The 22,302-nt window shown below is 70.3% G+C and carries 25 protein-coding genes and 3 tRNA genes; 5 read left to right on the plus strand and 23 right to left on the minus strand.

The window, feature by feature from the left end; genetic code table 11:
• Position 1 precedes the first annotated feature (1 nt).
• The 8 genes from AB0I66_RS38410 to AB0I66_RS38445 form a co-directional block, all read right to left on the minus strand.
• Positions 2-1,057 (minus strand): UDP-N-acetylmuramate dehydrogenase, encoded by a 1,056-nt coding sequence (locus tag AB0I66_RS38410; RefSeq protein ID WP_363212705.1) that lies wholly within the window; start codon positions 1,055-1,057, stop codon positions 2-4.
• A gap of 78 nt (positions 1,058-1,135) precedes the next feature.
• Positions 1,136-2,605 carry a DHA2 family efflux MFS transporter permease subunit gene (locus AB0I66_RS38415; protein WP_363212706.1) on the minus strand — a complete coding sequence of 490 codons (1,470 nt, stop codon included), beginning with the start codon at positions 2,603-2,605 and terminating at the stop codon, positions 1,136-1,138.
• Positions 2,606-2,691: 86 nt separating this feature from the next.
• Positions 2,692-3,249 carry a TetR/AcrR family transcriptional regulator gene (locus tag AB0I66_RS38420; RefSeq protein WP_363212707.1) on the minus strand — a complete coding sequence of 186 codons (558 nt, stop codon included), beginning with the start codon at positions 3,247-3,249 and terminating at the stop codon, positions 2,692-2,694.
• A 151-nt stretch (positions 3,250-3,400) separates the two neighbouring features.
• Positions 3,401-3,829 carry a MaoC family dehydratase gene (locus AB0I66_RS38425; protein WP_363212708.1) on the minus strand — a complete coding sequence of 143 codons (429 nt, stop codon included), beginning with the start codon at positions 3,827-3,829 and terminating at the stop codon, positions 3,401-3,403.
• Between the two features lie 4 nt (positions 3,830-3,833).
• A complete protein-coding gene (locus tag AB0I66_RS38430; protein ID WP_363212709.1) occupies positions 3,834-4,298 on the minus strand; it encodes a MaoC family dehydratase N-terminal domain-containing protein in 465 nt (154 codons plus the stop codon).
• A 97-nt stretch (positions 4,299-4,395) separates the two neighbouring features.
• On the minus strand, positions 4,396-4,560 hold the full coding sequence (rpmG, locus tag AB0I66_RS38435) for a 50S ribosomal protein L33 (protein WP_004571794.1): 165 nt from the start codon (positions 4,558-4,560) through the stop codon (positions 4,396-4,398).
• A gap of 91 nt (positions 4,561-4,651) precedes the next feature.
• Positions 4,652-4,724 (minus strand) — tRNA-Met (locus tag AB0I66_RS38440).
• A gap of 48 nt (positions 4,725-4,772) precedes the next feature.
• Positions 4,773-4,845 (minus strand) — tRNA-Thr (locus AB0I66_RS38445).
• 365 nt (positions 4,846-5,210) lie between these two features.
• On the opposite strand from AB0I66_RS38445, the gene AB0I66_RS38450 reads away from it, so the two are divergent.
• From AB0I66_RS38450 to AB0I66_RS38460, 3 genes are all read left to right on the plus strand, one after another.
• Positions 5,211-6,506, plus strand: a complete 1,296-nt coding sequence (locus AB0I66_RS38450) for an amidohydrolase family protein (protein WP_363212710.1) — start codon at positions 5,211-5,213, stop codon at positions 6,504-6,506.
• Positions 6,507-6,580: 74 nt separating this feature from the next.
• Positions 6,581-7,237, plus strand: coding sequence for an SDR family oxidoreductase (locus AB0I66_RS38455; protein WP_363212711.1), 657 nt, complete (start codon positions 6,581-6,583; stop codon positions 7,235-7,237).
• A gap of 109 nt (positions 7,238-7,346) precedes the next feature.
• Complete coding sequence (locus AB0I66_RS38460; protein ID WP_363212712.1) at positions 7,347-7,724, plus strand: nuclear transport factor 2 family protein; 378 nt, start codon at positions 7,347-7,349, stop codon at positions 7,722-7,724.
• Between the two features lie 55 nt (positions 7,725-7,779).
• On the opposite strand, the gene AB0I66_RS38465 is transcribed toward AB0I66_RS38460, so the two are convergent.
• Both AB0I66_RS38465 and AB0I66_RS38470 read right to left on the minus strand, forming a co-directional pair.
• Complete coding sequence (locus AB0I66_RS38465) at positions 7,780-8,022, minus strand: hypothetical protein (RefSeq protein ID WP_363212713.1); 243 nt, start codon at positions 8,020-8,022, stop codon at positions 7,780-7,782.
• A 68-nt stretch (positions 8,023-8,090) separates the two neighbouring features.
• Positions 8,091-8,172 (minus strand) — tRNA-Tyr (locus AB0I66_RS38470).
• Positions 8,173-8,374: 202 nt separating this feature from the next.
• On the opposite strand from AB0I66_RS38470, the gene AB0I66_RS38475 reads away from it, so the two are divergent.
• Positions 8,375-8,863, plus strand: a complete 489-nt coding sequence (locus AB0I66_RS38475) for a YajQ family cyclic di-GMP-binding protein (RefSeq protein WP_249588357.1) — start codon at positions 8,375-8,377, stop codon at positions 8,861-8,863.
• Between the two features lie 147 nt (positions 8,864-9,010).
• On the opposite strand, the gene AB0I66_RS38480 is transcribed toward AB0I66_RS38475, so the two are convergent.
• The 13 genes from AB0I66_RS38480 to AB0I66_RS38540 all read right to left on the minus strand — a co-directional run bounded on the left by AB0I66_RS38480 (position 9,011) and on the right by AB0I66_RS38540 (position 20,743).
• Entirely contained in the window at positions 9,011-9,277 is a 267-nt protein-coding gene (locus tag AB0I66_RS38480) for a GlsB/YeaQ/YmgE family stress response membrane protein (protein WP_363212714.1), read from the minus strand.
• A 135-nt stretch (positions 9,278-9,412) separates the two neighbouring features.
• A complete protein-coding gene (locus tag AB0I66_RS38485; protein WP_363212715.1) occupies positions 9,413-9,805 on the minus strand; it encodes a YccF domain-containing protein in 393 nt (130 codons plus the stop codon).
• Positions 9,802-10,665, minus strand: a complete 864-nt coding sequence (gene htpX / locus AB0I66_RS38490) for a zinc metalloprotease HtpX (RefSeq protein WP_363212716.1) — start codon at positions 10,663-10,665, stop codon at positions 9,802-9,804. The genes AB0I66_RS38485 and htpX overlap by 4 nt, the downstream gene beginning before the upstream one ends.
• Positions 10,666-10,859: 194 nt before the next feature.
• Positions 10,860-12,398 (minus strand): NADH-quinone oxidoreductase subunit N, encoded by a 1,539-nt coding sequence (locus AB0I66_RS38495; RefSeq protein WP_363212717.1) that lies wholly within the window; start codon positions 12,396-12,398, stop codon positions 10,860-10,862.
• Positions 12,395-13,993 carry an NADH-quinone oxidoreductase subunit M gene (locus AB0I66_RS38500; protein WP_363212718.1) on the minus strand — a complete coding sequence of 533 codons (1,599 nt, stop codon included), beginning with the start codon at positions 13,991-13,993 and terminating at the stop codon, positions 12,395-12,397. Before AB0I66_RS38500 ends, AB0I66_RS38495 begins: the two co-directional genes overlap by 4 nt.
• A gap of 6 nt (positions 13,994-13,999) precedes the next feature.
• A complete protein-coding gene (locus tag AB0I66_RS38505; protein WP_363212719.1) occupies positions 14,000-15,994 on the minus strand; it encodes an NADH-quinone oxidoreductase subunit L in 1,995 nt (664 codons plus the stop codon).
• Positions 15,991-16,404, minus strand: a complete 414-nt coding sequence (nuoK, locus tag AB0I66_RS38510) for an NADH-quinone oxidoreductase subunit NuoK (RefSeq protein ID WP_363212720.1) — start codon at positions 16,402-16,404, stop codon at positions 15,991-15,993. The genes AB0I66_RS38505 and nuoK overlap by 4 nt, the downstream gene beginning before the upstream one ends.
• Positions 16,404-17,006, minus strand: a complete 603-nt coding sequence (locus AB0I66_RS38515; protein ID WP_363212721.1) for an NADH-quinone oxidoreductase subunit J — start codon at positions 17,004-17,006, stop codon at positions 16,404-16,406. The genes nuoK and AB0I66_RS38515 overlap by 1 nt, the downstream gene beginning before the upstream one ends.
• Positions 17,003-17,563 (minus strand): NADH-quinone oxidoreductase subunit I, encoded by a 561-nt coding sequence (locus tag AB0I66_RS38520; protein WP_363212722.1) that lies wholly within the window; start codon positions 17,561-17,563, stop codon positions 17,003-17,005. Before AB0I66_RS38520 ends, AB0I66_RS38515 begins: the two co-directional genes overlap by 4 nt.
• Positions 17,564-18,532, minus strand: a complete 969-nt coding sequence (locus AB0I66_RS38525; RefSeq protein WP_363212723.1) for a complex I subunit 1 family protein — start codon at positions 18,530-18,532, stop codon at positions 17,564-17,566. It lies immediately after the preceding gene.
• Positions 18,529-19,680, minus strand: a complete 1,152-nt coding sequence (locus tag AB0I66_RS38530) for an NADH-quinone oxidoreductase subunit C (protein WP_363212724.1) — start codon at positions 19,678-19,680, stop codon at positions 18,529-18,531. Before AB0I66_RS38530 ends, AB0I66_RS38525 begins: the two co-directional genes overlap by 4 nt.
• Positions 19,677-20,363 carry an NADH-quinone oxidoreductase subunit B family protein gene (locus AB0I66_RS38535; RefSeq protein WP_363212725.1) on the minus strand — a complete coding sequence of 229 codons (687 nt, stop codon included), beginning with the start codon at positions 20,361-20,363 and terminating at the stop codon, positions 19,677-19,679. The genes AB0I66_RS38530 and AB0I66_RS38535 overlap by 4 nt, the downstream gene beginning before the upstream one ends.
• Positions 20,354-20,743 (minus strand): NADH-quinone oxidoreductase subunit A, encoded by a 390-nt coding sequence (locus AB0I66_RS38540; protein ID WP_160506614.1) that lies wholly within the window; start codon positions 20,741-20,743, stop codon positions 20,354-20,356. Before AB0I66_RS38540 ends, AB0I66_RS38535 begins: the two co-directional genes overlap by 10 nt.
• A 200-nt stretch (positions 20,744-20,943) precedes the next feature.
• Here AB0I66_RS38540 and AB0I66_RS38545 point away from each other — a divergent pair, with 200 nt between their 5' ends.
• The gene (locus AB0I66_RS38545) at positions 20,944-22,200 is read left to right on the plus strand and encodes a sensor domain-containing protein (RefSeq protein ID WP_363212880.1); all 1,257 of its coding nucleotides are present in this window, start codon (positions 20,944-20,946) and stop codon (positions 22,198-22,200) included.
• Positions 22,201-22,302 lie beyond the last annotated feature (102 nt).

A 22,302-nucleotide genomic window follows, 5' to 3' on the forward strand; every position in this document is an offset into this window, starting at 1 on the left:
CTCAGAGGCTGACGCCCACCGTCACCGGCTCGTTGACCAGCGTGACCCCGAAGGCGTCCCGTACGCCGGCGACGACCTCGCGGGCGAGGGCCAGCAGGTCCTCCGTGGTCGCGCCACCGCGGTTGGTCAGGGCGAGGGTGTGCTTGGTGGAGATGCGCGCCGGGCCCTCCCCGTAGCCCTTGGTGAAGCCCGCCTTGTCGATGAGCCAGGCGGCGGAGGTCTTCACGCGGCCGTCGTCCGTCGGGAAGGCGGGCGGCGCCACGTCCGGGCCGAGCCGGTCCACAACGCGCGCGTGGAAGGCGGTGAACTCCTCCTCGGTGAGGATCGGGTTGGTGAAGAAGGACCCGGCCGACCAGCTGTCGTGGTCCTCGGGGTCCAGCACCATGCCCTTGCCCGCGCGCAGCTTCAGGACGGTCTCACGGGCGACGGCCGCGGGCACCCGGTCGCCGGCCTGGACGCCGAGCGTGCGGGCCGTCTCGGGGTACTTCAGGGGGGCGCTCATCCCCTGGGCGTCCTCAAGGGCGAAGCGGACACGCAGCACGACGAAGCGGTCGGGCTCGGCCTTGAAACGGCTGTGTCGGTACGAGAAGTCGCACTCGGCGTTCGCGACGGTGACCGTCTCGTGGGTGCTCCTGTCGTACGCGACCACTTCGGTGATGGTCGCCGAGACCTCCTGGCCGTACGCCCCCACGTTCTGGATCGGCGTCGCGCCCGCGGAGCCCGGGATGCCCGCGAGGCACTCGATGCCCGCGAGACCGGCCTCCACGACGCGGGCCACCGCGTCGGTCCACACCTCGCCGGCCGCCAGCTCCAGCCGCGTGCCGTCGAGCTCGAAGCCCTTCGTGGCGATGCGCAGAGCGGTGCCGTCGAAGCCCTTGTCCCCGATGACCAGGTTCGAGCCGCCGCCGATGAGCAGCAGCGGGGTTCCGGAGTCATCGGCTTCGCGGACGGCGGCGATCACCTCGGCGTCGGTCGTCGCGGTGATCAGACGGGCCGCGGGACCGCCGAGCCGGAAGGTGGTCAGCGGGGCGAGGGGAGCATCGTGGAGTTCCTGCACGTGCTCAAGAGTACGGTCCGTGGCCCCGCCGCTCGGGCGGGGCCACGGACCGTGGAGGCGGTGCGGGGTGAGGCCGGTTCAGACACCTGCCGTAGTGCGCTCCTCGGTCACCGCGGGAGCGGCGTCGGCGTGCTTCTCGGCCGCGGTCCGCCCCGGCAGCAGCGCCGCCGCCACCGCGCCCACCGCGACCAGGGCGGCGCCGATCCAGAGCGCGGGGACGAGGCCGTCCACGAAGAACTGGGCGGGCCCGTAGCCGCCCTGAGCGGAGAAGACCGCGGCGAGGATCGCGATGCCGAGGGCGCCGCCGACCTCACGCAGGGCGTTGTTGGCGCCGGACGCGATGCCCTGCTCGGAGGGGCGGACGCTGGACATGACCAGGCTCGCGGCGGGGGCGAAGTACATCGCCATGCCGATCCCGCTGATGATCAGGGCGGGCAGCTGGGCGGCGTACGACACATCGGGCTCGACGACAGCCGCGAACCAGGCGAGGCCGACGGCCTGGAGCGCGAGGCCCGCCGTCACGACGATCCGGCCGCCGATCCGGTCCGAGAGGTAGCCCGCGATGGGCGCGACGATCATCGGCATACCGGTCCAGGGCAGCATGCGCAGGCCGGCCTCGGTGGGCGAGTAGCCGACGACGATCTGCAGAAACTGGCTGAGCAGGAAGATCGAACCGAACATCCCTACGAACATCAGCAGGCTCGCCGCGTTGATCGCGGAGAACGCACGGCTCCGGAAGAGCCGCATCGGCAGCATCGGGTTCTCGGCGCGGATGCCGTGCCGCACGAAGAGGGCCAGGAGCGCGCCGCCGCCGATCAGACCGACGAGGACGGTCGCACTCGTCCAGCCGTCGATGTTGCCGCGGATGAGGGCGTACACGATGCCGAAGAGGCCACCGCTGGCCAGCAGTGTCCCGGTGACGTCGAGCGGTGCTCCGGTGCCGTACGACTCGGAGAGCCGCAGGCGGGCCAGCGGCAGCAGCGCGAGACCGAGCGGAACGTTCAGCCAGAAGATCCACTGCCAGGACACGTGCTCGGTGAGGCTGCCTCCGACGAGCGGACCACTGGCGACCGCGAGGCCGTTCACCGCGCCCCAGATCCCGTACACCATCCCGCGCTTGGCCACCGGTACGGCCGCCGTCAGCAGGGTCAGCGTCAGCGGCATCATGATCGCGGCGCCGACGCCCTGGACCGCGCGGGCGGCGATCAGTGCCTCGATGCCGGGTGCGAGGGCCGCGGCTCCCGAGGCTCCGGTGAAGATCGCGAGCCCCACGATGAAGAGCTTGCGGCGTCCGAAGCGGTCGCCCAGTGCCGCACCGAACATCAGCAGCACGGCGAAGGTGAGGGTGTAGGCGCTCACCGTCCATTCGAGGTCGTGCAGCGCTCCCCCGAAGTCCTCGCGGATGGCGGGCAGGGCGGTGGTGACGACGAGGTTGTCGAGGGCCGCCATGAAACCGGCGACGCTGGTGATGGCGAGGGCCCAGGCCGCTTCCCCGCGCCGTGCCGGCTTCTTCTGCTGCCTCTGCTGTTGCTCCTGCTGCTGTGACATTGCTTTCCCCTGTGGTTAGTTATTGATGACTAACTTTTGTGGGCGCAAAAGTACGCACCCCCCTGACGCGCGCCGGAGCGCGCGACTCACTGCTTGGGCTGTGCCGACTCGTAGAACCCGGTCCACACCCGGTGATCGGGACCGAACCCCATCGACACCAGAACGTTGATCAGCATCCCGTACGCCAGGAACTGCGTCGCCTCATCCACGTCCGCACCCAGCGCGAGGCGGACCGTGTCGTACATCTCCATCCAGGAGGCCCGCAGCGCCGCGCCGAACTCCCGGTCGCCGGACGCCTCCGCGGAGGCCACGGCGACGTACATCTGCATCTGCATGAGGAGCTTGTCCGGGTCATCGGCGATGAGCGCCTGGTAGGCCACACCCATGGCGTGGAGGGCCTCCTCCGCCTCGAGCCCCTCGGCCGCCTTCCTGAAGACCTCGGTGACCTCCTGGCAGCAACGCCCGGACGCGGCGAGGAAGATGGCCTGCTTCCCCGGGAAGAGCCGGAACAGATACGGCTGCGAGACGCCCACTCGCTTGGCGATCACCTCGGTGGACGTGCCGTTGTACCCACCGCGGGCGAATTCGATCATCGCCGCCCGGATGACGCTCTCGCGCCGCTCCTCCGCACTCATCCTGACCATGCGATGAAGTTAGTGGCCAATCACTACCTAGGTCAAGCGGTCGCGACGAAGAGCCACGAAATCGAAGTAGGGGGCGTCCACGAGTAAGGGGCGTCCGCCACAGCGGACGCCCCTTACCTGTAAGACCTATGACACGTGCGACCTGCGAACGTCAGGCGAGCTGCACCACGGCGCGGGACATGCCGAGGACCTTCTGGTCCGCGCTCTTCGCCGTCAGGTCCACCCGGACCCGGTTGTCGTCGAGCTTCACGGCGACCTTCGCGCTGACCTCGATCAGCGCACCCTTGTCGTCGTTCGGGACGACGACGGGCTTGGTGAAACGCACGCCGTACTCGACGACGGCGGCCGGGTCACTCACCCAGTCGGTCACGACGCGGATCGCCTCGGCCATGGTGAACATGCCGTGCGCGATGACGTCCGGAAGGCCGACCTCGACCGCGAACTTCTCGTTCCAGTGGATCGGGTTGAAGTCACCGGAAGCGCCCGCGTAACGGACGAGCGTGGCACGCGTCACAGGGAAGCTCTGGGGCGGCAACTCGGTGCCGACCTCGACGCTGTCGTACGAAATCTTGGCGGTCATCGCGTCACGCTCCCTCTGCCGCGGGCTCCGCCGCACGCGCGACGAGCTTGGTCCAGGCGGTCACGACGTGCTCGCCGGCCTCGTCGTGGACCTCGCCGCGGATGTCCAGGATGTCGTTGCCCGCCAGCGACTTGATGGCCTCGATGGTCGAGGTGACCGTCAGCCGGTCCCCCGCGCGCACCGGGCGGGTGTACGCGAACTTCTGGTCCCCGTGCACGACGCGGCTGTAGTCGAGCCCCAGCTGAGGGTCCTCGATGACCTTGCCCGCGGCCTTGAACGAGATGGCGAACACGAAGGTCGGGGGGGCGATCACATCAGGGTGTCCGAACGCCTTGGCGGCCTCCGCGTCGGTGTACGCGGGGTTGGCGTCGCCCACCGCCTCGGCGAACTCACGGATCTTCTCCCGGCCGACCTCATAGGGATCGGTGGGCGGGTAGGACCGCCCCACGAAGGACTGGTCGAGCGCCATGGACTCGGTACCTCCTGCAGGTATGGGTAACAGGTATGGGTAAACGACGCGAGGCCGCCCCCAGAAATCGGGGACGGCCTCGTGTACGAGCCTGTGTCTAGCGCGTTTCGCGGTGCGCAGTGTGCGCGTTGCAGCGCGGGCAGTGCTTCTTCATCTCAAGACGGTCCGGGTCGTTACGCCGGTTCTTCTTGGTGATGTAGTTCCGCTCCTTGCACTCCACGCAGGCCAGCGTGATCTTCGGGCGGACGTCTGTGGCAGCCACGTGAGTGCTCCTTGACGGACGGATGGACGGATGAACGCAAAAAAATAGTAGCCGATCGAAGGTCCGACCCCACAATCGGCTACCAAATCAGTAGCGGTGACCGGACTTGAACCGGTGACACAGCGATTATGAGCCGCTTGCTCTACCGACTGAGCTACACCGCTGCAGATGCCGGATCCCCCCGCCCGAGGGCGAGGATCACGCGACATCAGAGCCCCAATGCGGAATCGAACCGCAGACCTTCTCCTTACCATGGAGACGCTCTACCGACTGAGCTATTGGGGCGAGCGATGAAGACATTACACGGTCGGTCGCCGATCGCCCAAATCCGTTTCGCCGGGGCTGTCCGGGGGCATCTCGGCAGTCGTCCCGGCCGCCTCACCACGTCACTTCGGCGCCTCGCGCCACACCGGTTCGGCCTCTCCCGCCTCACCGGTCCGACGTCCTCCACCGCACCGGTCCGACGTCCTCCACCGGGCCTCTTCGGAGGCTCACACCACGCCGGTACGACTATTTCGCTCCTCCTCGAAGAGGGCCGGTCGTCGCCCTAGGCTCGACCCACTCTGCGTGATCTTGGACGTTTTCGTCCGGGACGCCTCCGTCCCGGATGACGCCACGCCCCGCAGCCGCCCCCGAGCCTCAGGAGCGCGATGCCCGACAGCCAGCCGCAGCCCCACTCCTCCGGGCCCTCCGGCTCTTCCGGCTCCTCAGGTGACGACGCCGACGCCTCCGCGCTGCTCCTCTGCGGCGCCCGGCTGACCGACGGCAGGACCGTGGACGTGCGGCTCGGCTCCGGGCGCATCGAGGCGGTCGGCACGGCGGGCAGCCTGACCGCGCACGGCACACGCGTGGACCTCGGCGGGTATCTCCTGCTGCCGGCCGCGGCCGAACCGCACGCGCACAGCGACACGGCCCTGTCCGCGGACGCGGAGGGTCCGGTCTCGTACGAGGTCGCCGACGTCCAGCGCCGGACCACCGAGGCCGCCCTCCTGCAGCTCGGGCACGGCGCGACGGCGCTGCGCTCGCACGTGCGGATCGGCGACGTACCGGGGCTCACGTCGATGGAGGCGGTGCTCCAGGCCAGGCGTTCGCTGCGCGGCCTGGTCGACCTGACGGCCGTGGCCGTGCCGCGCCGGCTGACCGGGGTGGCCGGCGCCGACGGGCTCGCGATGCTGCGGGACGCGGTGAAGATGGGCGCCTCCGTAGTGGGCGGTTGCCCCGATCTGGACCCCGATCCGACCGGCTATGTGGAAGCGGTCCTCGAGGTCGCCGCCGAGCACGGCTGTCCCGTCGACCTGCACACGGACGGCAGCGATCCGGCGCGGCTCGGGCGGCTCGCCGCGATGGCGGGCGGGCTGCGGCCCGGGGTGACGATCGGCCCGTGCGGCGGGCTCGGCCGGCTGCCGTCGGACGTGGCCGGGCGGACCGCGGAGCAACTGGCGGCGGCCGGTGTGACGGTGGTGTGCCTGCCGCAGGGCGGGTGCGGCAGCGTGGAGCGGCGGGGAGCGGTGGCGCCGGTGCGGCTGCTTCGGGCGGCCGGGGTGCGGGTCGCGGCGGGCAGCGGGGCCATGCGGGACGTGTCGAACCCCGTGGGGCGCGGGGATCCGCTGGAGGCCGCCTATCTGCTGGCCTCGCGGTGCGGGCTGCGCCCCGAGGACGCGTACGGCGCGGTCAGCTCCGCGGCACGGGCCTCGATGGGGCTCCCTCAGGTCCGGGTGGAGGCGGGGTTCCCCGCGGAGCTGCTCGCGGTGCGGGGCGACCATCTCGCGGGGGCGCTCTCGCTCGCGTACAGCCGCATCGTGGTGCACCGGGGGCGCGTGGTGGCACGGACGAGCGCGGTGCGGGAGTACTGCGACTCGGCGGCCGCGGTGGCGCTCGACCTGCCCCGGCAGGGCCGCTCGAAGGGGAGCGGTCCGGGCCGGGCGAAGGGCGCGGAACCCTCCTGAGGGCGGGCGACGCGTACTGCCGTGCTCCCGCGTGCGCGGGGCGATCACGCGGGAGCTGTCGTACGGTCGGAGACATGCGCATTGTCATCGCTGGAGGTCATGGTCAGATCGCGCTGCGGCTCGAGCGGTTGCTCGCCGCGCGGGGTGACGAGGTCGTCGGGATCATCCGCAGAAGCGGGCAGGAGGCCGATCTGCGGGACGCGGGTGCCGAAGCGGCGCTGTGCGACCTGGAATCGGCGTCCGTCGACGAGGTGGCCGGGCTTCTGGAAGGCGCCGACGCGGCCGTCTTCGCCGCGGGTGCGGGTCCGGGCAGCGGCGCCGACCGCAAGAACACGGTGGACCGCGACGCCGCCGTGCTCTTCGCCGACGCCGCCGAGCGCGCGGGCGTACGGCGCTATGTCGTCGTGTCGTCGATGGGCGCGGACCCCGCGCACCAGGGCGACGAGATCTTCGACGCCTATCTGCGCGCCAAGGGCGAGGCCGACGCCTCCGTACGCGACCGCAAGGCCCTGGACTGGACGATCCTGCGCCCCGGCATGCTGACGGACGACGCGGGCACCGGTCTCGTGCGTCTGGAGGCGTCGACCGGGCGCGGGCCGATCCCGCGTGACGACGTGGCCGCGGTCCTCGCCGAGCTGGTCGACTCGTCGGCGACGGCGGGCCTGACGCTGGAGCTGGTGAGCGGTTCGACGCCGGTGTCCGTGGCGGTCAAGTCCGTTGCGGGCAACTGACGCCCGTACGACGGTGCTTGTCCCCTGACGCCGAGATGTCGGCCCTCTGAGGGATGTCCCGCGCGTGGGGCGGTGCTTGGCTGGAGACACTGCCTACGTGAGGAACGCCATGCCTGCTTCCGATGTGCCCGCCGCGCAGGAAGCCCTCTTGCGGCAGATGTACGCCGTCTTCAGTACCGAAGAGCGCGATGCGTTCATCCCACGCTCCTTGGCGCCCGACGTGAACTGGCCGAACCTCCTGGACAACACCCGCGCCCGGGGCATCGCGGCGGTCCGCGCCTACTGGGCGCGGCAGTTCGCGGTGATGCACCCCCTGGTGCACCTGGAGCGGCTACGGCTCGACGACGACGGGCGGCGGGTCGTGGCCACCGTGCGGCCGGGGCTGCGGGACGAGACGGGCGACCACTGGGCGCCGACGACGGTCGAGCACGTCTACACGTTCCGGGACGACGGCCTGGTGAGCCGGATGGACGTACGGCAGCGCTGAGCTCCCCCGCCCCGCGCGCCCCGCGTCGGACGCCCTGGAGGCCCGTGGGAGCGCCTCAGAACAGCGGGAGCTGCCCGGGGAAGTCCGGGACCGCGTAACCGTCCAGAGCGGGCTGTGCGGCGCCCAGCATGGCCTGCCTGCGCGAACCGGGACACGAGACGAGGTCACCGCTGCCGCGAGGCCCCGAGCCCGGCGGATCATGCCGGGCGAACCGTCCTCCGACGACCGCGATTTCACGGCGGCACTCCGGGCAGTTCCTGCGGCGCGCTGAGGACGGCATGGCTGGCATCGACGACATGCCCTCAGCGTACGAAAAGACCCCCTCCGACTTGCGTTTCCGCAAGACCGGAGAGGGTCTCCTTCGTGTGGCGGCGCCAGGATTCGAACCTGGGAAGGCTGAGCCGGCAGATTTACAGTCTGCTCCCTTTGGCCGCTCGGGCACACCGCCTGGGTTGTTGTTTGGAGACATCCGCTTTTGGGCGGCGCTCTGTGGCAACGACGTAAACGATACCTGATGGACAGGGGTGCTTCGCCACCCGATTGATCGGCCCCCGGCGTGGGGGCGGTGGCTAGGCTTTGCGGATGCGGCCAGGGACCTTAGGCCGTGCACCAGCCGAGTACGCAGACCCCGATACAAGGAGCCACAGGACATGGCCGACTCCAGTTTCGACATCGTCTCGAAGGTCGAGCGGCAGGAGGTCGACAACGCCCTCAACCAGGCCGCCAAGGAGATCTCGCAGCGCTACGACTTCAAGGGCACGGGCGCCTCCATCGCCTGGTCCGGCGAGAAGATCCTGATGGAGGCGAACGGCGAGGAGCGGGTCAAGGCGATCCTCGACATCTTCCAGTCCAAGCTAATCAAGCGCGGCATCTCGCTGAAGTCGCTGGACGCGGGCGAGCCGCAGCTGTCGGGCAAGGAATACAAGATCTTCGCCTCGATCGAAGAGGGCATCTCCCAGGAGAACGCGAAGAAGGTCGCCAAGATCATCCGCGATGAGGGCCCCAAGGGCGTCAAGGCACAGGTCCAGGGCGACGAGCTGCGGGTCAGCTCGAAGAGCCGTGACGACCTGCAGGCCGTACAGGCGCTGCTCAAGGGGCAGGACTTCGACTTCGCGGTGCAGTTCGCCAACTACCGCTGATTGTCGGTGAGTGCGCCAGTAAGTACTGCTGGCTGCTACTGCCGGCCGCTCGTCGTACGACGCCGAAGGGCGGGCACCCTCTTGGGGTGCCCGCCCTTGCTGCTGGCCGCAGATCGGGGGATCGACGCCTCAGGGGGCGCGAATGGCTCAGCGGCGCGAGTGGCCGAAGAGGATGCGGTAGGCGACGAGCAGGACCAGCGAGCCGCCGATCGCCGCCGCCCAGGTGGCGCCGTCGTAGACGTCGGTGGCTATCGGGCGGTCGAGATAGCGGGCGGAGATCCAGCCGCCTATGAAGGCGCCCGCGATGCCGATGACGGTCGTGCCGATGAAGCCACCCGGGTCCCGGCCGGGCAGCAGGATTTTGGCGACGACACCGGCGATCAGCCCCAGAACGATCCAGCTGATGATGCCCATGCGGTGTACCTGCCCCTCTTCGTGCTGTTGTCCTGAAGGACGTCACGGGAGCGGGGCGCGGTTGCGGTGGTCAGGCTGATGCGGTGTATGACACACGAGGCCGTGCCGCGGTGCGGCACGGCCCGGAGGGGTGCGTCAGCGCGCGGCGAACGGCTGGTCCGTGCGCACGATTTCGCGGCCGAGCGGCATCAACGACACCGGGATCAGCTTGAAGTTGGCGACGCCCAGCGGGATGCCGATGATCGTGACGCACAGGAGGAAACCGGTCACGATGTGGCCGAGCGCGAGCCACCAGCCCGCGAGGATCAGCCACAGGACGTTCACGACGCAGGACGGCGCGCCCGCGTCGCGGCGCTCAACTGTGGTGTATCCGAAGGGCCACAGGGCATAGCGGCCAATGCGGAAGCTGGCGACCCCGAAGGGGATCCCGATGACCGTGATGCACAGGAGCACCCCGGCCAGGAGATAGCCGAGGAACATCCAGAAGCCGCACAGGACGAGCCAAATGACGTTCAGGATTGTCTTCACTGTTGGCGACCTGCCATCTGCTCGAGCCGGGCAATGCGCTCCGCCATCGGCGGATGCGTGGAGAACATCTTGGACATGCCCTGCCCCGGACGGAAAGGGTTCGCAATCATCATGTGACTTGCCGTCTCCAGGCGTGGCTCGGGCGGCAGCGGAAGCTGCTTGGTCCCCGCGTCGAGCTTGCGCAGGGCGCTCGCCAGGGCCAGGGGGTCCCCGGTGAGCTGTGCGCCGGACGCGTCGGCCTCGTACTCCCTGGAGCGGCTGATCGCGAGCTGGATGATGGAAGCGGCGAGCGGGCCGAGGAGCATGATCAGGAGCATGCCGAAGATGCCGGGGCCTTCGTTGTCGTTCGACCTGCCGATCGGGATCAGCCAGGCGAAGTTGACGAGGAACATGATCACCGAGGCGAGCGCGCCGGCGACCGACGAGATCAGGATGTCGCGGTTGTAGACGTGGCTGAGCTCGTGGCCGATCACGCCCCGCAGCTCGCGCTCGTCCAGGAGGCGCAGGATGCCGTCGGTGCAGCACACCGCCGCGTTGCGCGGATTGCGGCCCGTCGCGAACGCGTTGGGCGCCTCGGTGGGTGAGATGTAGAGGCGGGGCATGGGCTGGCGGGCCTGCGTCGAGAGCTCGCGGACCATGCGGTAGAGCTGTGGTGCCTCGAACTCGCTCACCGGGCGCGCGCGCATGGCGCGCAGGGCGAGCTTGTCGCTGTTCCAGTACGCGTACGCATTGGTGCCGAGCGCCACGAAAAGCGCGACGATCAAGCCCGTACGCCCGAAGAAACTGCCGATGACGAGGATGAGAGCGGACAGTCCCCCGAGGAGTACGGCGGTCTTCAGCCCGTTGTGCCGGCGGTGCACGGTACGCCCTCCTGTGGTGCGTGGGGGAACCCTCTGTCTACTGGTGCTTCCACTCTTCAGTGGACCCTCCCGTACTGGTCAACGCCAGGCGGGGAGCACTAGTTCCCTTGTGCGCGCAGGAGCGGCGCAGCAGCGGTGTGGGCCGCTCGGGTGATACCCGGGCGGCCCGAGCGGCCCTACGGAGATGGGGCCTGTCAGAAGAGGCCGGTGTCGGAGAACCGCAGGACGAGTTGCGGTGCTCCGGAGAGCGCGATGCCGAGGACCGCGGTGACGGCGATGGCCGCCGTCAGGGGGGCCGGGACGCGGTGCTTGGCCGGCTCGCCCTCGGGGGCGCGGAACAGCAGCGCGGTCCACTGGAGGTAGTAGAAGAGGGCGATCACGACGTTCACGGCCATCACCACGGCGAGCCAGCCCAGGCCCGCGTCGACCGCTGCCGAGAAGACGGTGACCTTCGCGAAGAGGCCGATGATGCCCGGCGGCAGGCCCGCCAGGCAGAGCAGGAAGAAGCCGAGCACCAGGGCCGCGAGGGGGCTTCTCGCGTACAGGCCGCGGTAGTCGCTGACGCGGTTCAGGCGCTGCGTGCGGCCGACGAGCGCGGCGACGGCGAACGCCCCGAGGTTCACGGCCGCGTACATCAAGGCGTACGCGACCGTGGAGCCGACGGCCTTCTCGGCCTCGGCTGGGTTGTCGGCGTATCCGGCGGCGGCGATCGGCACCAGGAGGTATCCCGCCTGGCCGACCGAGGACCAGGCGAGCAGACGTACCGCGCTGTACGCGCGCGTGGCCTGCTGGCGCAGCGCCGCCACGTTGCCCGCGGTCATGGTGAGGGCGGCCAGCACGGCCAGCGCCGGACCCCACACGTCGGCGTACGAGGGGAAGGCGACGACGGTGACGAGGATCAGGCCGGTGAAGCCGACCGCCTTGCCGACGACGGAGAGATAGGCGGCGACGGGCAAGGGCGCGCCCACGTAGGTGTCGGGCACCCAGAAGTGGAACGGCACGGCGGCCACCTTGAAGGCGAAGCCGACGAGGGTGAGGGCGACTCCGGTCTGGGCGAGCGTGTCCAGCTGTCCGTCGACGTGCTGGAGCTCCTCGGCGATCTCCGTGAGGTGCATGGTGCCGGTCGCGGCGTACACGAAGCTGACGCCCATCAGCGTCACGGCGGTCGCGGTGACGGAGGAGAGGAAGAACTTCAGGGCCGCTTCGGAGGACCGCTTGTCGCCGTGCCTGAGGCCCACGAGCGCGAAGGCGGGCAGGGAGGCGACCTCCAGGGCGACGATGAGCGTGGCGAGGTCGCGCGAGGCGGGCAGCAGTGCGGCGCCCGCGGCGGAGGAGAGCAGCAGGAACCAGAACTCCCCTTCGGGGAGTTCCTTCTCCGTGCCGTTCGCGTCCTTGAGGGTGCTGATCGAGAGCAGCGCCGCCAACAAGGCGCCGCCGATGACGAGCAGTTGGATGACGAGCGTGAAGCGGTCGGCGGTGTAGCTGCAGGCCTCCGCGCCACCGGTCAGGCAGAACGTCGAACGGTCGTCGTTCAGGATCGGCAGCAGGGAGAGACCGGCCACGGCGAGGCCCGCCACGGAGACCCAGCCGAGCAGCGCCTTCTTCTTGTCGCCCACGAAGAGGTCGGCGACAAGCACCAGAAGACCGACGACCGCCGCGATGGTGGGCGGTGCGATCGCGAGCCAGTCGACGGACTGGACGACGCCGGCGGCGCTTTCGGCGGCCACGGTCACGACTTGCCTCCTGAGAGGAGCTGCTGCACGGCCGGGTCGGTGAGGCCGAGCAGAGCGGCGGGCCAGAGTCCGGCGAGGACGGTGAGGGCGACGAGCGGGGTCCAGGCGGCGAACTCATAGCCCTGGACGTCGGCGAGCGCCGGGGTTTCGGGCTTGCCTGCGTCCTGAGAACCCTGAGACATCGGGCCCATGCAGACACGCCGTACGACGATGAGCATGTACGCGGCGGTGAGCAGGGTGCCGACGGCGGCGATCGCCATGAAGGTGAGGAAGGCCGGGCGGCTGAGTCCTTCGGCGGGCTTGAACGCGCCGAACAGGGCGAGCATCTCGCCCCAGAACCCGGCGAGGCCCGGAAGGCCGAGCGAGGCGACGGCGCCGAAGGCCAGGAGACCGCCGAGGCGCGGCGCCTTGCCGTAGAGCGCGGCGCCCGACTCCTGCGCGAGGGTGTCGAGGTCGCTGGTGCCGGTGCGGTCCTTCAGCGCGCCGACGAGGAAGAACAGCAGGCCGGTGATGAGGCCGTGCGCGATGTTGGCGAACAGCGCGCCGTTCACGCCGGTCGGGCTCATCGTCGAGATGCCGAGGAGCACGAAGCCCATGTGGCCCACGGACGAGTACGCGATGAGGCGCTTGAGGTCGCCCTTCGCGCCCTGTTTGGCGAGGGCGAGGCAGGCGAGCGAACCGTAGATGATCCCGACGACCGCGAAGGCCGCGAGGTACGGCGCGAAGGTGTGCATGCCGTCGGGCGTGATCGGCAGCAAGATCCGGACGAAGCCGTACGTGCCCATCTTCAGCAGCACGCCGGCCAGCAGGACCGAGCCGACGGTGGGCGCGGCGGTGTGCGCGTCCGGCAGCCAGCTGTGCAGCGGCCACATCGGCGTCTTGACCGCGAGCCCGATCCCGATCGCCAGAACGGCGATGACCTGCACGGATGTGGTCAGACCCCGGCCGTTGTCAGTGGCGAGTGCCACCATGTCGAATGTGCCGGACTTGAGGCCGATGAGGAGGAGACCGAGCAGCATCACGACGGAGCCGAGAAGCGTGTAGAGGATGAACTTCCAGGCGGCCTGCGTGCGTTGGGCGCCGCCCCAGCGTGCGATGAGGAAGTACATCGGGATGAGGACCATCTCGAACGCCAGGAAGAACAGCAGCAGATCGAGGACGGCGAAGGTCGCGAGGGTGCCGGACTCGAGCACGAGGATCAGCGCGACAAATGCCTTGGGAGACGGGCCCACCGGCATTTTGAAGTAGGAGTACAGCGCGCAGAGGAAGGTCAGGAGCGCGGTCAGGACCAGGAGGGGGAGCGAGATGCCGTCGACGCCGAGATGGATGCGCACGTCGAGTGCGGGGATCCAGCTGATATCTGTCGTGGCCTGCATCTTTGACGGCTGGTCATGGTCGAAGCCGAGCGCCAGGACGATCGCCGCGACGAGGATCGCGCCGGTGACGAACACGCCGTGGCGCAGCACGGCCTGGTCGGTTGACTTCCCCTTCAGTCCGGGCGGGGCCGGGAGCAGGGCGGCCACGGCGCCGATGAGCGGGCCGACCACGATCAACGCGAGCAGAAGCTGCATCACGGATTCACTGATATCGATCACGGCTGCTCACGCTCCGGCGGTGGCGACGAGGACGGCGGCGACAGCCAGGACGACGGTGCCTGCGAGCAGCGCGCTCAGGTAGGTCTGCACGTTGCCGGTCTGCGCGCGGCGGACGGCCGCGCCGAGCCAGCGGGGTGCGGTGCCCGCGCCGCGTACGTACGTGTCGACGACCTCGCGGTCGAGGAACCGGACGAGGCGCGCGGCGGCCTGGACGGGGCGCACGAACAGCGCGGCGTAGACGGCGTCGAGGTGGAAGCCGACTGCGGCGTGCCGGTGCAGCGGGCCGAGCAGGAGGCGTCCGGGGTCGGCCGGGTCATGAGCGGCGGCCACGTCTCCGTAGACGGGGGCGTGCGAGGCGATGGCCTCGGCTTCGACCAGGCCTCCGTCGGCTCCCGCGTCGGCGGCGACCGCGCCCATCGGGTGGCGGGGGGCGAGCGCCGTGGTGTGACGCCACGCCCCGTATGTGACGAGCCCGCCCACGAGGGCGAGTCCCGTGCCGAGGACGGAGGTGGTGAGGGTCGGGGTGAGCGAGTGCCCGTCGAACCAGTCCGGCAGGACGCCGACGGTCAGGCCGAAGGCGAGTGAGGGGACGGCGAGCACCCAGAGAACGGCGGTCATGGTGAAGGGCTGACGGCCGTGGCTCGGGGCTTCGGGGCCCTTGCCGTTGAAGGCGAGCAGCCACAGGCGCGTCGCGTAGGCGGCGGTGAGGAGGGCGGTGAGCAGACCGGCGATCAGGACGATCCAGCCCGCCGCGGTGGGCGCGGTCTCGGAGTGTCCGGTGGCCGCGTGCTCGGCGGCGCCCAGGACGGCTTCCTTGGAGAAGAAGCCGCTGAAGGGCGGGATCGCGGCGAGCGCGAGGAGCGCCACGGTCATCGTCCAGAAGGCGTCGGGGACCCGGTCGCGCAGGCCCTTCATACGGGACATGGCGGCGAGGGAGTTGGTGCCGGCGGCGTGGATGATCACGCCGGCGCCGAGGAAGAGGAGCGCCTTGAAGGCGCCGTGCGAGAGGAGATGGAAGACGGCGGCACCGCGGTCGCCGACGGCGAGGGCGCCGGTCAGATAGCCGAGCTGGCCGATCGTCGAGTACGCGAGGACGCGCTTGATGTCGTCCTGGGCGAGCGCGGCGAGAGCCGAACCCGCCATCGTGACGGCGGCCATGACGGCGAGGACGACCAGCGCTGCCGACGAGGCGGCGAAGACCGGGAGGAGCCGGGCGACGAAGTAGACACCGGCGGCGACCATCGTCGCGGCGTGGATGAGCGCGGAGACGGGCGTGGGGCCGGCCATGGCGTCGGGCAGCCAGGTGTGCAGCGGGAACTGCGCGGACTTGCCCGCCACGCCGGCGAGGAGCAGCAGGGCGATCAGCGTCGGGTGGTCGAGGCCGCCGCCCGCGACCGTCGCGAGGACGGTCGTGATGCGGAACGACCCGGCGTCGACGGCGAGCGCGAACAGGCCGATCAGGAAGGGGACGTCGCCGAGCTTGGTGACCAGGAAGGCCTTGAGGGAGGCCGCGCGGGCTTCGGGCGTCTCCCAGTAGTGGCCGACGAGGAAGTACGAGCAGATGCCCATGATCTCCCAGCCGACCAGGAGCACCATCAGGTCGCCGGAGTAGACGACGAGCAGCATCGCGGAGGTGAAGAGGGAGACGAGAGCGGCGTACGAGGGGTAGCGCGGGTCGTCGCGCAGGTAGCCCGTCGAATAGATCTGCACGCAGGAGGCGACGACGCCGACCAGGACGGCGACCAGGGCGGCGAAGCCGTCGATGTGCAGGGCGAGTTCGATGGGGACCGAGCCGGTCGGGGTGAGCTCGGTGGCGGAGTCGATGTCGTTGCCGCCGCCATGGCGGGCGGCGACCATGACGGCGATGACCAGCGCCGCCAGGGTGGGCAGCACCGCGAGGGGACGTACGAGACCCGGGACGGTGCGGCCGAGCAGCAGACCGGCGAGGGCGCCGAGGAACGGCAGGAGGGGGACGAGTACGGCGAGGGTGGTCGTGGTCACGCGGTGGCCTCAGCCTTCTGCGACTTCTGCGAGGTCTTGGCCGGGGCGGGCTCTTCACCGACGGCGCCCTCGGCGTCCCCGGCGTCCCCGGGGTCGTCGTCGGGGCCCTCGGCGGTGTCGCGGAGGTCGTCGACGGCGGAGGAGCCGCGGTTGCGGTAGACGGCCAGGACGATCGCGAGGCCGATGCCGATCTCCGCGGCGGCGATGGCGATGGTGAAGAGGGTCAGGGCCTGGCCGGAGTGGAGGGCATCGCGGAGCCAGACGTCGAAGGCGACCAGGTTGAGGTTGACGGCGTTGAGCATGAGCTCGACGGACATCAGGACCAGGATCGCGTTGCGCCGGGCGAGTACTCCGTACAGGCCCACGCAGAAGAGGAGGGCGGCCAGGACGGCGGGATAGGCGAGGTGCATCAGCGCTGCTCCTTGTCGCCGGTGGTGCCGGTGTCGCCGTTCAGGCGGGTCATGCGGGCGTTCCTGCGGGAGAGGACGATCGCGCCGACCAGGGCGGCCAGGAGCAGGACCGAGAGGGCCTCGAAAGGCAGCACCCAGTGCTGGAAGAGGAACTTCCCGGTCACCGCGGTGGAGCCCTGGGCCTCGTCGGCGGCGCGGTCGAGGTCGATCCAGGTCGTCCGGAAGGCGTCGACGACGACCCAGACCAGAGCGGCCGCCGCGAGGACGGCCACCGCGAGCGCGACCGGGCGGTTGCCCGAATCGGCGTCCGGGGAGCGGCCGATGGGGGCCCGCGTGAGCATCAGACCGAACAAGAGGAGGACGACGACGGAGCCGACATAGATCAGTACCTGTACCCAGGCGATGAACTCGGCGGTGAGCAGGAGGTACTCGACGGCCAGGCCGCCCAGCGTCGCCACGAGCCACAGGGCGGCGTGCACCAGCTGCTTGGTGGTGACGGTGACGATCGCCGAGCCGAGGGTGACGAGGCCGACGAGGAGGAACGCGATCTCCACTCCCGTCGGGGAGAGGAAGCCTTGGGGGGCGTTGGCGGCGAGGTTCACTGGGATGCCTCCGGGCCGGCAGCTTCGGCTTCCTGTGCGGCCGCCAGCTTCTCCGCTGCCTTGCGGGCGGTGGCGATCTCCTTGGGTTCCTCGGCCGCGGGGTCCAGGGCCGGCGGGGCCGGGACGGTCCACATCCAGTCGCGGAGCTTGTCGCGTTCGTGGGTGAGTTCGTGGATGTCGGTCTCGGCGTACTCGAACTCCGGGGACCAGAAGAGTGCGTCGAAGGGGCAGACCTCGATGCAGATGCCGCAGTACATGCAGAGGGAGAAGTCGATGGCGAAGCGGTCGAGGACATTGCGGCTGCGCTCGCGGCCGCCCTCGACGGCCGGCGGGACCGTCTCCTTGTGCGAGTCGATGTAGATGCACCAGTCCGGGCACTCGCGGGCGCAGAGCATGCAGACCGTGCAGTTCTCCTCGAAGAGCCCGATGACACCCCGGGTGCGGGGCGGGAGTTCGGGCTGATGCTCCGGGTACTGCTCGGTGACGGTCTTCTTCGTCATCGTGCGGAGGGTGACGGCGAGGCCCTTGGCGAGGCCGCTGCCAGGGATCGGAGCCATTTAGTTGATCGCCACCTTCACGATTCCGGTGAGCGCGATCTGCGCGAGGGCGAGCGGGACGAGGAGGGTCCAGGAGAGCTTCTGGAGCTGGTCCTCGCGGAGACGGGGGTAGCTGACGCGCAGCCAGATCACGACGAAGGCGAGCAGTCCCGTCTTCAGGAGGGTCCAGACCCAGCCGAGGCCGTCGGCGCCCCACGGGCCGTGCCAGCCACCGAGGAAGAGGACGGTGGTGAGGCCGCAGAGGACGACGATTCCGGCGTACTCGGCGAGGAGGAAGAGGGCGAAGCGCAGGCCCGTGTACTCGGTGTACGCGCCGAAGATGATCTCCGAGTCGGCGACCGGCATGTCGAAGGGCGGGCGCTGGAGTTCGGCGAGGCCCGCGACGAAGAAGACGAGGGCGCCGACGATCTGCCAGGGCAGCCACCACCACTCGAAGGCGTTCAGGATGCCGGGCAGTGACACCGTGCCGGCTGCCATCGCGACCGAGGCCGCGGCGAGCAGCATCGGGAGTTCGTACGCCAGGAGCTGGGCGGCGGTGCGCAGGCCGCCGAGGAGGGAGAACTTGTTGGCGCTCGCCCAGCCCGCCATGAGCGAGCCGAGTACGCCGACGCCCATGACCGCGAGCACGAAGAAGATGCCCGCGTCGACGAGTTGGCCGACGGCGCCTTCGCTCGGGCCGATGGGGATGGCGATCAGGACGAGGAGGTACGGCAGCAGGGCGATGGCGGGGGCGAGCTGGAAGATGCGGCGGTCGGCCTCGGCCGGTACGACGTCTTCCTTCTGCGCGAACTTGACTCCGTCGGCGACGAGCTGGGCCCAGCCGTGGAAGCCGCCCGCGTACATGGGGCCGAGGCGGCCCTGCATGTGGGCCATCACCTTGTGCTCGGTCTGGCCGATGACCAGGGGCAGTACGAGGAAGACGGCGAAGACGATGAGGAGACGCAGGGCGACGTCGAGCGCGTCGGTCACTCCGAGCCTCCTGGGCGATCGGCTTCATCGTCGGGGTTGGCGGGGTCTTGCTTGGCGGGCTCGGGCTCGGTGGGCTCGGGCTTCGGGGCCTCGGGGTCGGTGTCAGTACTAGTACCAGTGCCGGTACTGGTAGCGGTGGTGTCGGTTTCGGCCTCCGTGGCCGGTGCCGACTCCTCGCTCGCCTCGAACGCCGGGCGGGCCTGGTGCCAGGGAGCATCGGAACCGGCCGCGCGCGACTCGGGCTTCGCCTTCGGCGCCGGAGCAGCTTCGGGCTTCGCCTCCGGTGCCGGAGCAACGTCAGGCTTCGCCTCAGGGAGCGGAGCAGCCTCGGGTGTCGGAGCAGCCTCCGGTGTCGGAGCAGCCCCAGCGGGTCCCGTCCCCTCCGGTCGCTGCGAAGCCGACCCCTGGCTGACGCTCCGCGAACGCCGCGGTGCCGGTGCCGGTGCCGCTGTCTCCGGCTGTGCGCCCGTTGCCGTTGCCGTTGCCTGGCTGGCCGAGCCCTCCCCCGCCGTGCGTGCCCGGCGTACGGGTCGGTCGCCCGCCGCTCGGGCCGCGCCGCGGGCCGGGCGGGCCGGGGCTGCCGGGAGCTGGCCCTTGAGGGGGCCCCATTCGTTCGGGTCGGGCACGCCGGGAGGCAGCATCTGGCGGCGCTTGGGCCCGCCGTGCTCCGACTCCCCCGGCTCCTTCGCGCCGGGCCACGCCTTGGCGACCCGGGCCGCCAGGACGAAGTCCTTGCGCAGGGGGTGGCCTTCGAAGGTGTCCGGGAGGAGCAGCGGGACCAGGTGCGGGTGGCCCTCAAAAGCGACGCCGAACATCTCGTGCGTCTCGCGCTCGTGCCATGCCGCGCCCGCGTAGACGTCGACCGCCGTCGGCAGGACAGGGGCCTCGTGCGGAACGGTCGTACGGATGAGGAGGCGACGTACGGGAGAGAGGGCGACGACGTGGGCCGAGACGTAAAAGCCCGTGCCGGGTTCGTCGACGGCGCTCAGCCAGTCGAAGTAGGTGCAGGTCAGCGTCGTGCGCGCGGTTTCGAGCGCCGCGATCCAGGAGCTCGGCGGGACGTCGACCGTTAGAAGGTCGTACGACTCCTCCGCCGTCGCCTCGGCGCCGAAGAGCTCCTCGACGGGGCTCGGCAGCCAGCCCGTCATGCCTTCCCCTCCCCAGAACCAGAACCGGTGCCCGCCACCGGCGCCTTCACGAGTCCGCTCTGCAAAGCCGCCGCCGAAGGCCGGTTCCCCTTGCCGCCATTGCCGTACCGCTCCCCCAGCGACTCCGCCGCGATCTTCTCCTGGAGCTTGAGGATGCCCTGGAGCAGCGCCTCGGGCCGGGGCGGGCAGCCGGGCACGTAGACATCCACCGGGATGATCTGGTCGACGCCCTTGGTCACCGCGTACGAATCCCAGTACGGGCCGCCGCAGTTGGAGCAGGCGCCGAAGGAGATGACGTACTTCGGCTCGGGCATCTGCTCGTACAGGCGCTTCACGGCCGGGGCCATCTTGTCCGTGACCGTGCCGGAGACGACCATCAGGTCGGCCTGGCGCGGACCGGGCGCGAACGGGATCACACCGAGCCGGATGAAGTCGTGCCGGGCCATGGACGCGGCGATGAACTCGATGGCGCAACAGGCGAGGCCGAAGTTGAAGACCCACAACGAGTACCGGCGGCCCCAGTTGAGGACCACCTTCATCGGCTCGGGGGCCAGCCGCGAGAGCACGCCGAGCTTCTGCGGCTCGGACGTGGACGACTCGGGCGTGGACAGCACGGTCGGCTCGGGCAGGAGCACGGGCTCCGGGGTCACGTCCGCGCGAGGACGCTCCGGGGTCACGTCCATGTGAGGACGCCCTTCTTGTATGCGTACAGCAGGCCCACGGTCAGGAAGCCGAGGAAGACGAACATCTCCACCAGCGTCGTCGCACCGTAGCCGGGCGCGGCGAAGACCGTCGCCCATGGAAAGAGGAAGATCGAGTCGACGGCGAAGATGACGTAGAGGAACGCGTAGACGTAGTAGCGGACCTGGGTGTGGGCCCAGCCCTCGCCGACCGGGTCGACGCCGCACTCGTACGTCAGGAGCTTCTCGGGTGTCGGTACGACGGGCCTGAGCAGCCGTCCCGCGCCGAAGGCGACGGCGACGAACAGCACGCCGACGACGGCGAGCAGTCCGACGACGGAGTACGACTGGTAGTAGCTCGCCGCGACGTTCGTCACGTGCACGTCAGCCCCTCACTCCCTGACCGCCTCTGACACTCAGCACTGTTCGACGATCTGTACGCACGGGAGTCTAGGGCCTGCTAAAGGTGAGGTAAGCAGAGCGTCACGCATCGGGTGGGGTTATCCCCCGGGAGTCCTGGCGGCCCTCCTCATGGCATCCCGGCGCCGAGCCGTGCACTCTGGCGCATATGACCGCACGCGCCATGTCCTCGACCACGTCTCCGGCGTACCCGCCCACGTCTTCGGCGTTCCCGCCGCACCCGCCGTCCCCGCCGCCTCCGCCCGCCCGCTTCGCGGCGTACGACGCGCGGACCTGGAAGGAGATCGCCCACCTCCTGGCCAACCTGCCGGTCGGCGTGGCCGGTTTCGTCTACGTGGTCGTGACGCTCGCCGCCGGCGGCGGTCTCGCCGTGACGGTCATCGGCCTGCCGCTGCTCGCGGGCGCGCTGCTCGGCGCCCGGATGATCGGCAGGGCGGAGCGGGCGCGGGCGCGCAAACTGCTCGGGCTGTGGATCGACGAGCCGAGTCCGATGCCCAAGCAGCGGGGGCACGGCTTCTTCAGCTGGCTGTGGTCGAGCCTGAAGGACCCGGTCGGCTGGCGCACGATGCTGTACTCGTTCATGCGGCTGCCCTGGGGCGTGGTGACCTTCGCCGTCACCCTGACCGGGCTCTTCGTGCTCTGGCCGGTGCTCCCCTACATCGTGCGCGGCCTGACGAACGCCGACCGCGCGATGGCGCGCGGGCTGCTCTCGCCCTCCGACGAACTGGAGCGGCGCATCGTGGAGTTGGAGTCGGACCGCGGGGTCGTCGTCGACACGGCCGCCGCCGACCTGCGCCGCATCGAGCGCGACCTGCACGACGGGGCGCAGGCCCGCCTGGTGGCGCTCGCCATGGGGCTCGGCCTGGCCAAGGAGAAGCTTCTGGAGGGCCAGGCCGACGACACCGTGGCGGCGATGGTCGACGAGGCGCACGGCGAGGTGAAGCTCGCCCTCCAGGAACTGCGCGACCTGGCCCGCGGCATCCACCCGGCGGTCCTGACCGACCGCGGCCTGGACGCGGCGCTGTCCTCGGTGGCCTCGCGGTGCACGGTCCCGGTGAAGGTGACCGCCGATCTGCCGGCGCGCCCGGCCGCCGCGATCGAGGGCATCGCGTACTTCACGGTCTCCGAGCTCCTGCAGAACGTGAGCAAGCACAGCGGGGCCCGTACGGCGTCCGTGGACGTGTGGCGCACCGACCAGCGGCTGCTCATCCAGGTGTGGGACGACGGCAGGGGCGGCGCGAATCTGGACGGGGGCTCGGGCATGGCGGGGCTCGCGGACCGGCTCGGCGCGGTCGACGGCCTGTTCGTGATCGAGTCCCCGGAGGGCGGCCCCACGACGATCACGGCGGAGCTGCCGTGGCGCGACCGGGACCAGGACCGGGACCCGACGGCCCAGCCCGCCCAGCCGGCCCGGGGGTAGGGAAAACCCCCGGTCGAAGACACCTACGCACCACATGGTCCGGATCTGCCGCGGCCAGCACTCTTGAGATACGACGCCGAACCGGCGCGTGACCCAAGAGGC

The sequence above is a fragment of the Streptomyces sp. NPDC050439 genome (assembly GCF_040655335.1).
Lineage (GTDB): Bacteria > Actinomycetota > Actinomycetes > Streptomycetales > Streptomycetaceae > Streptomyces.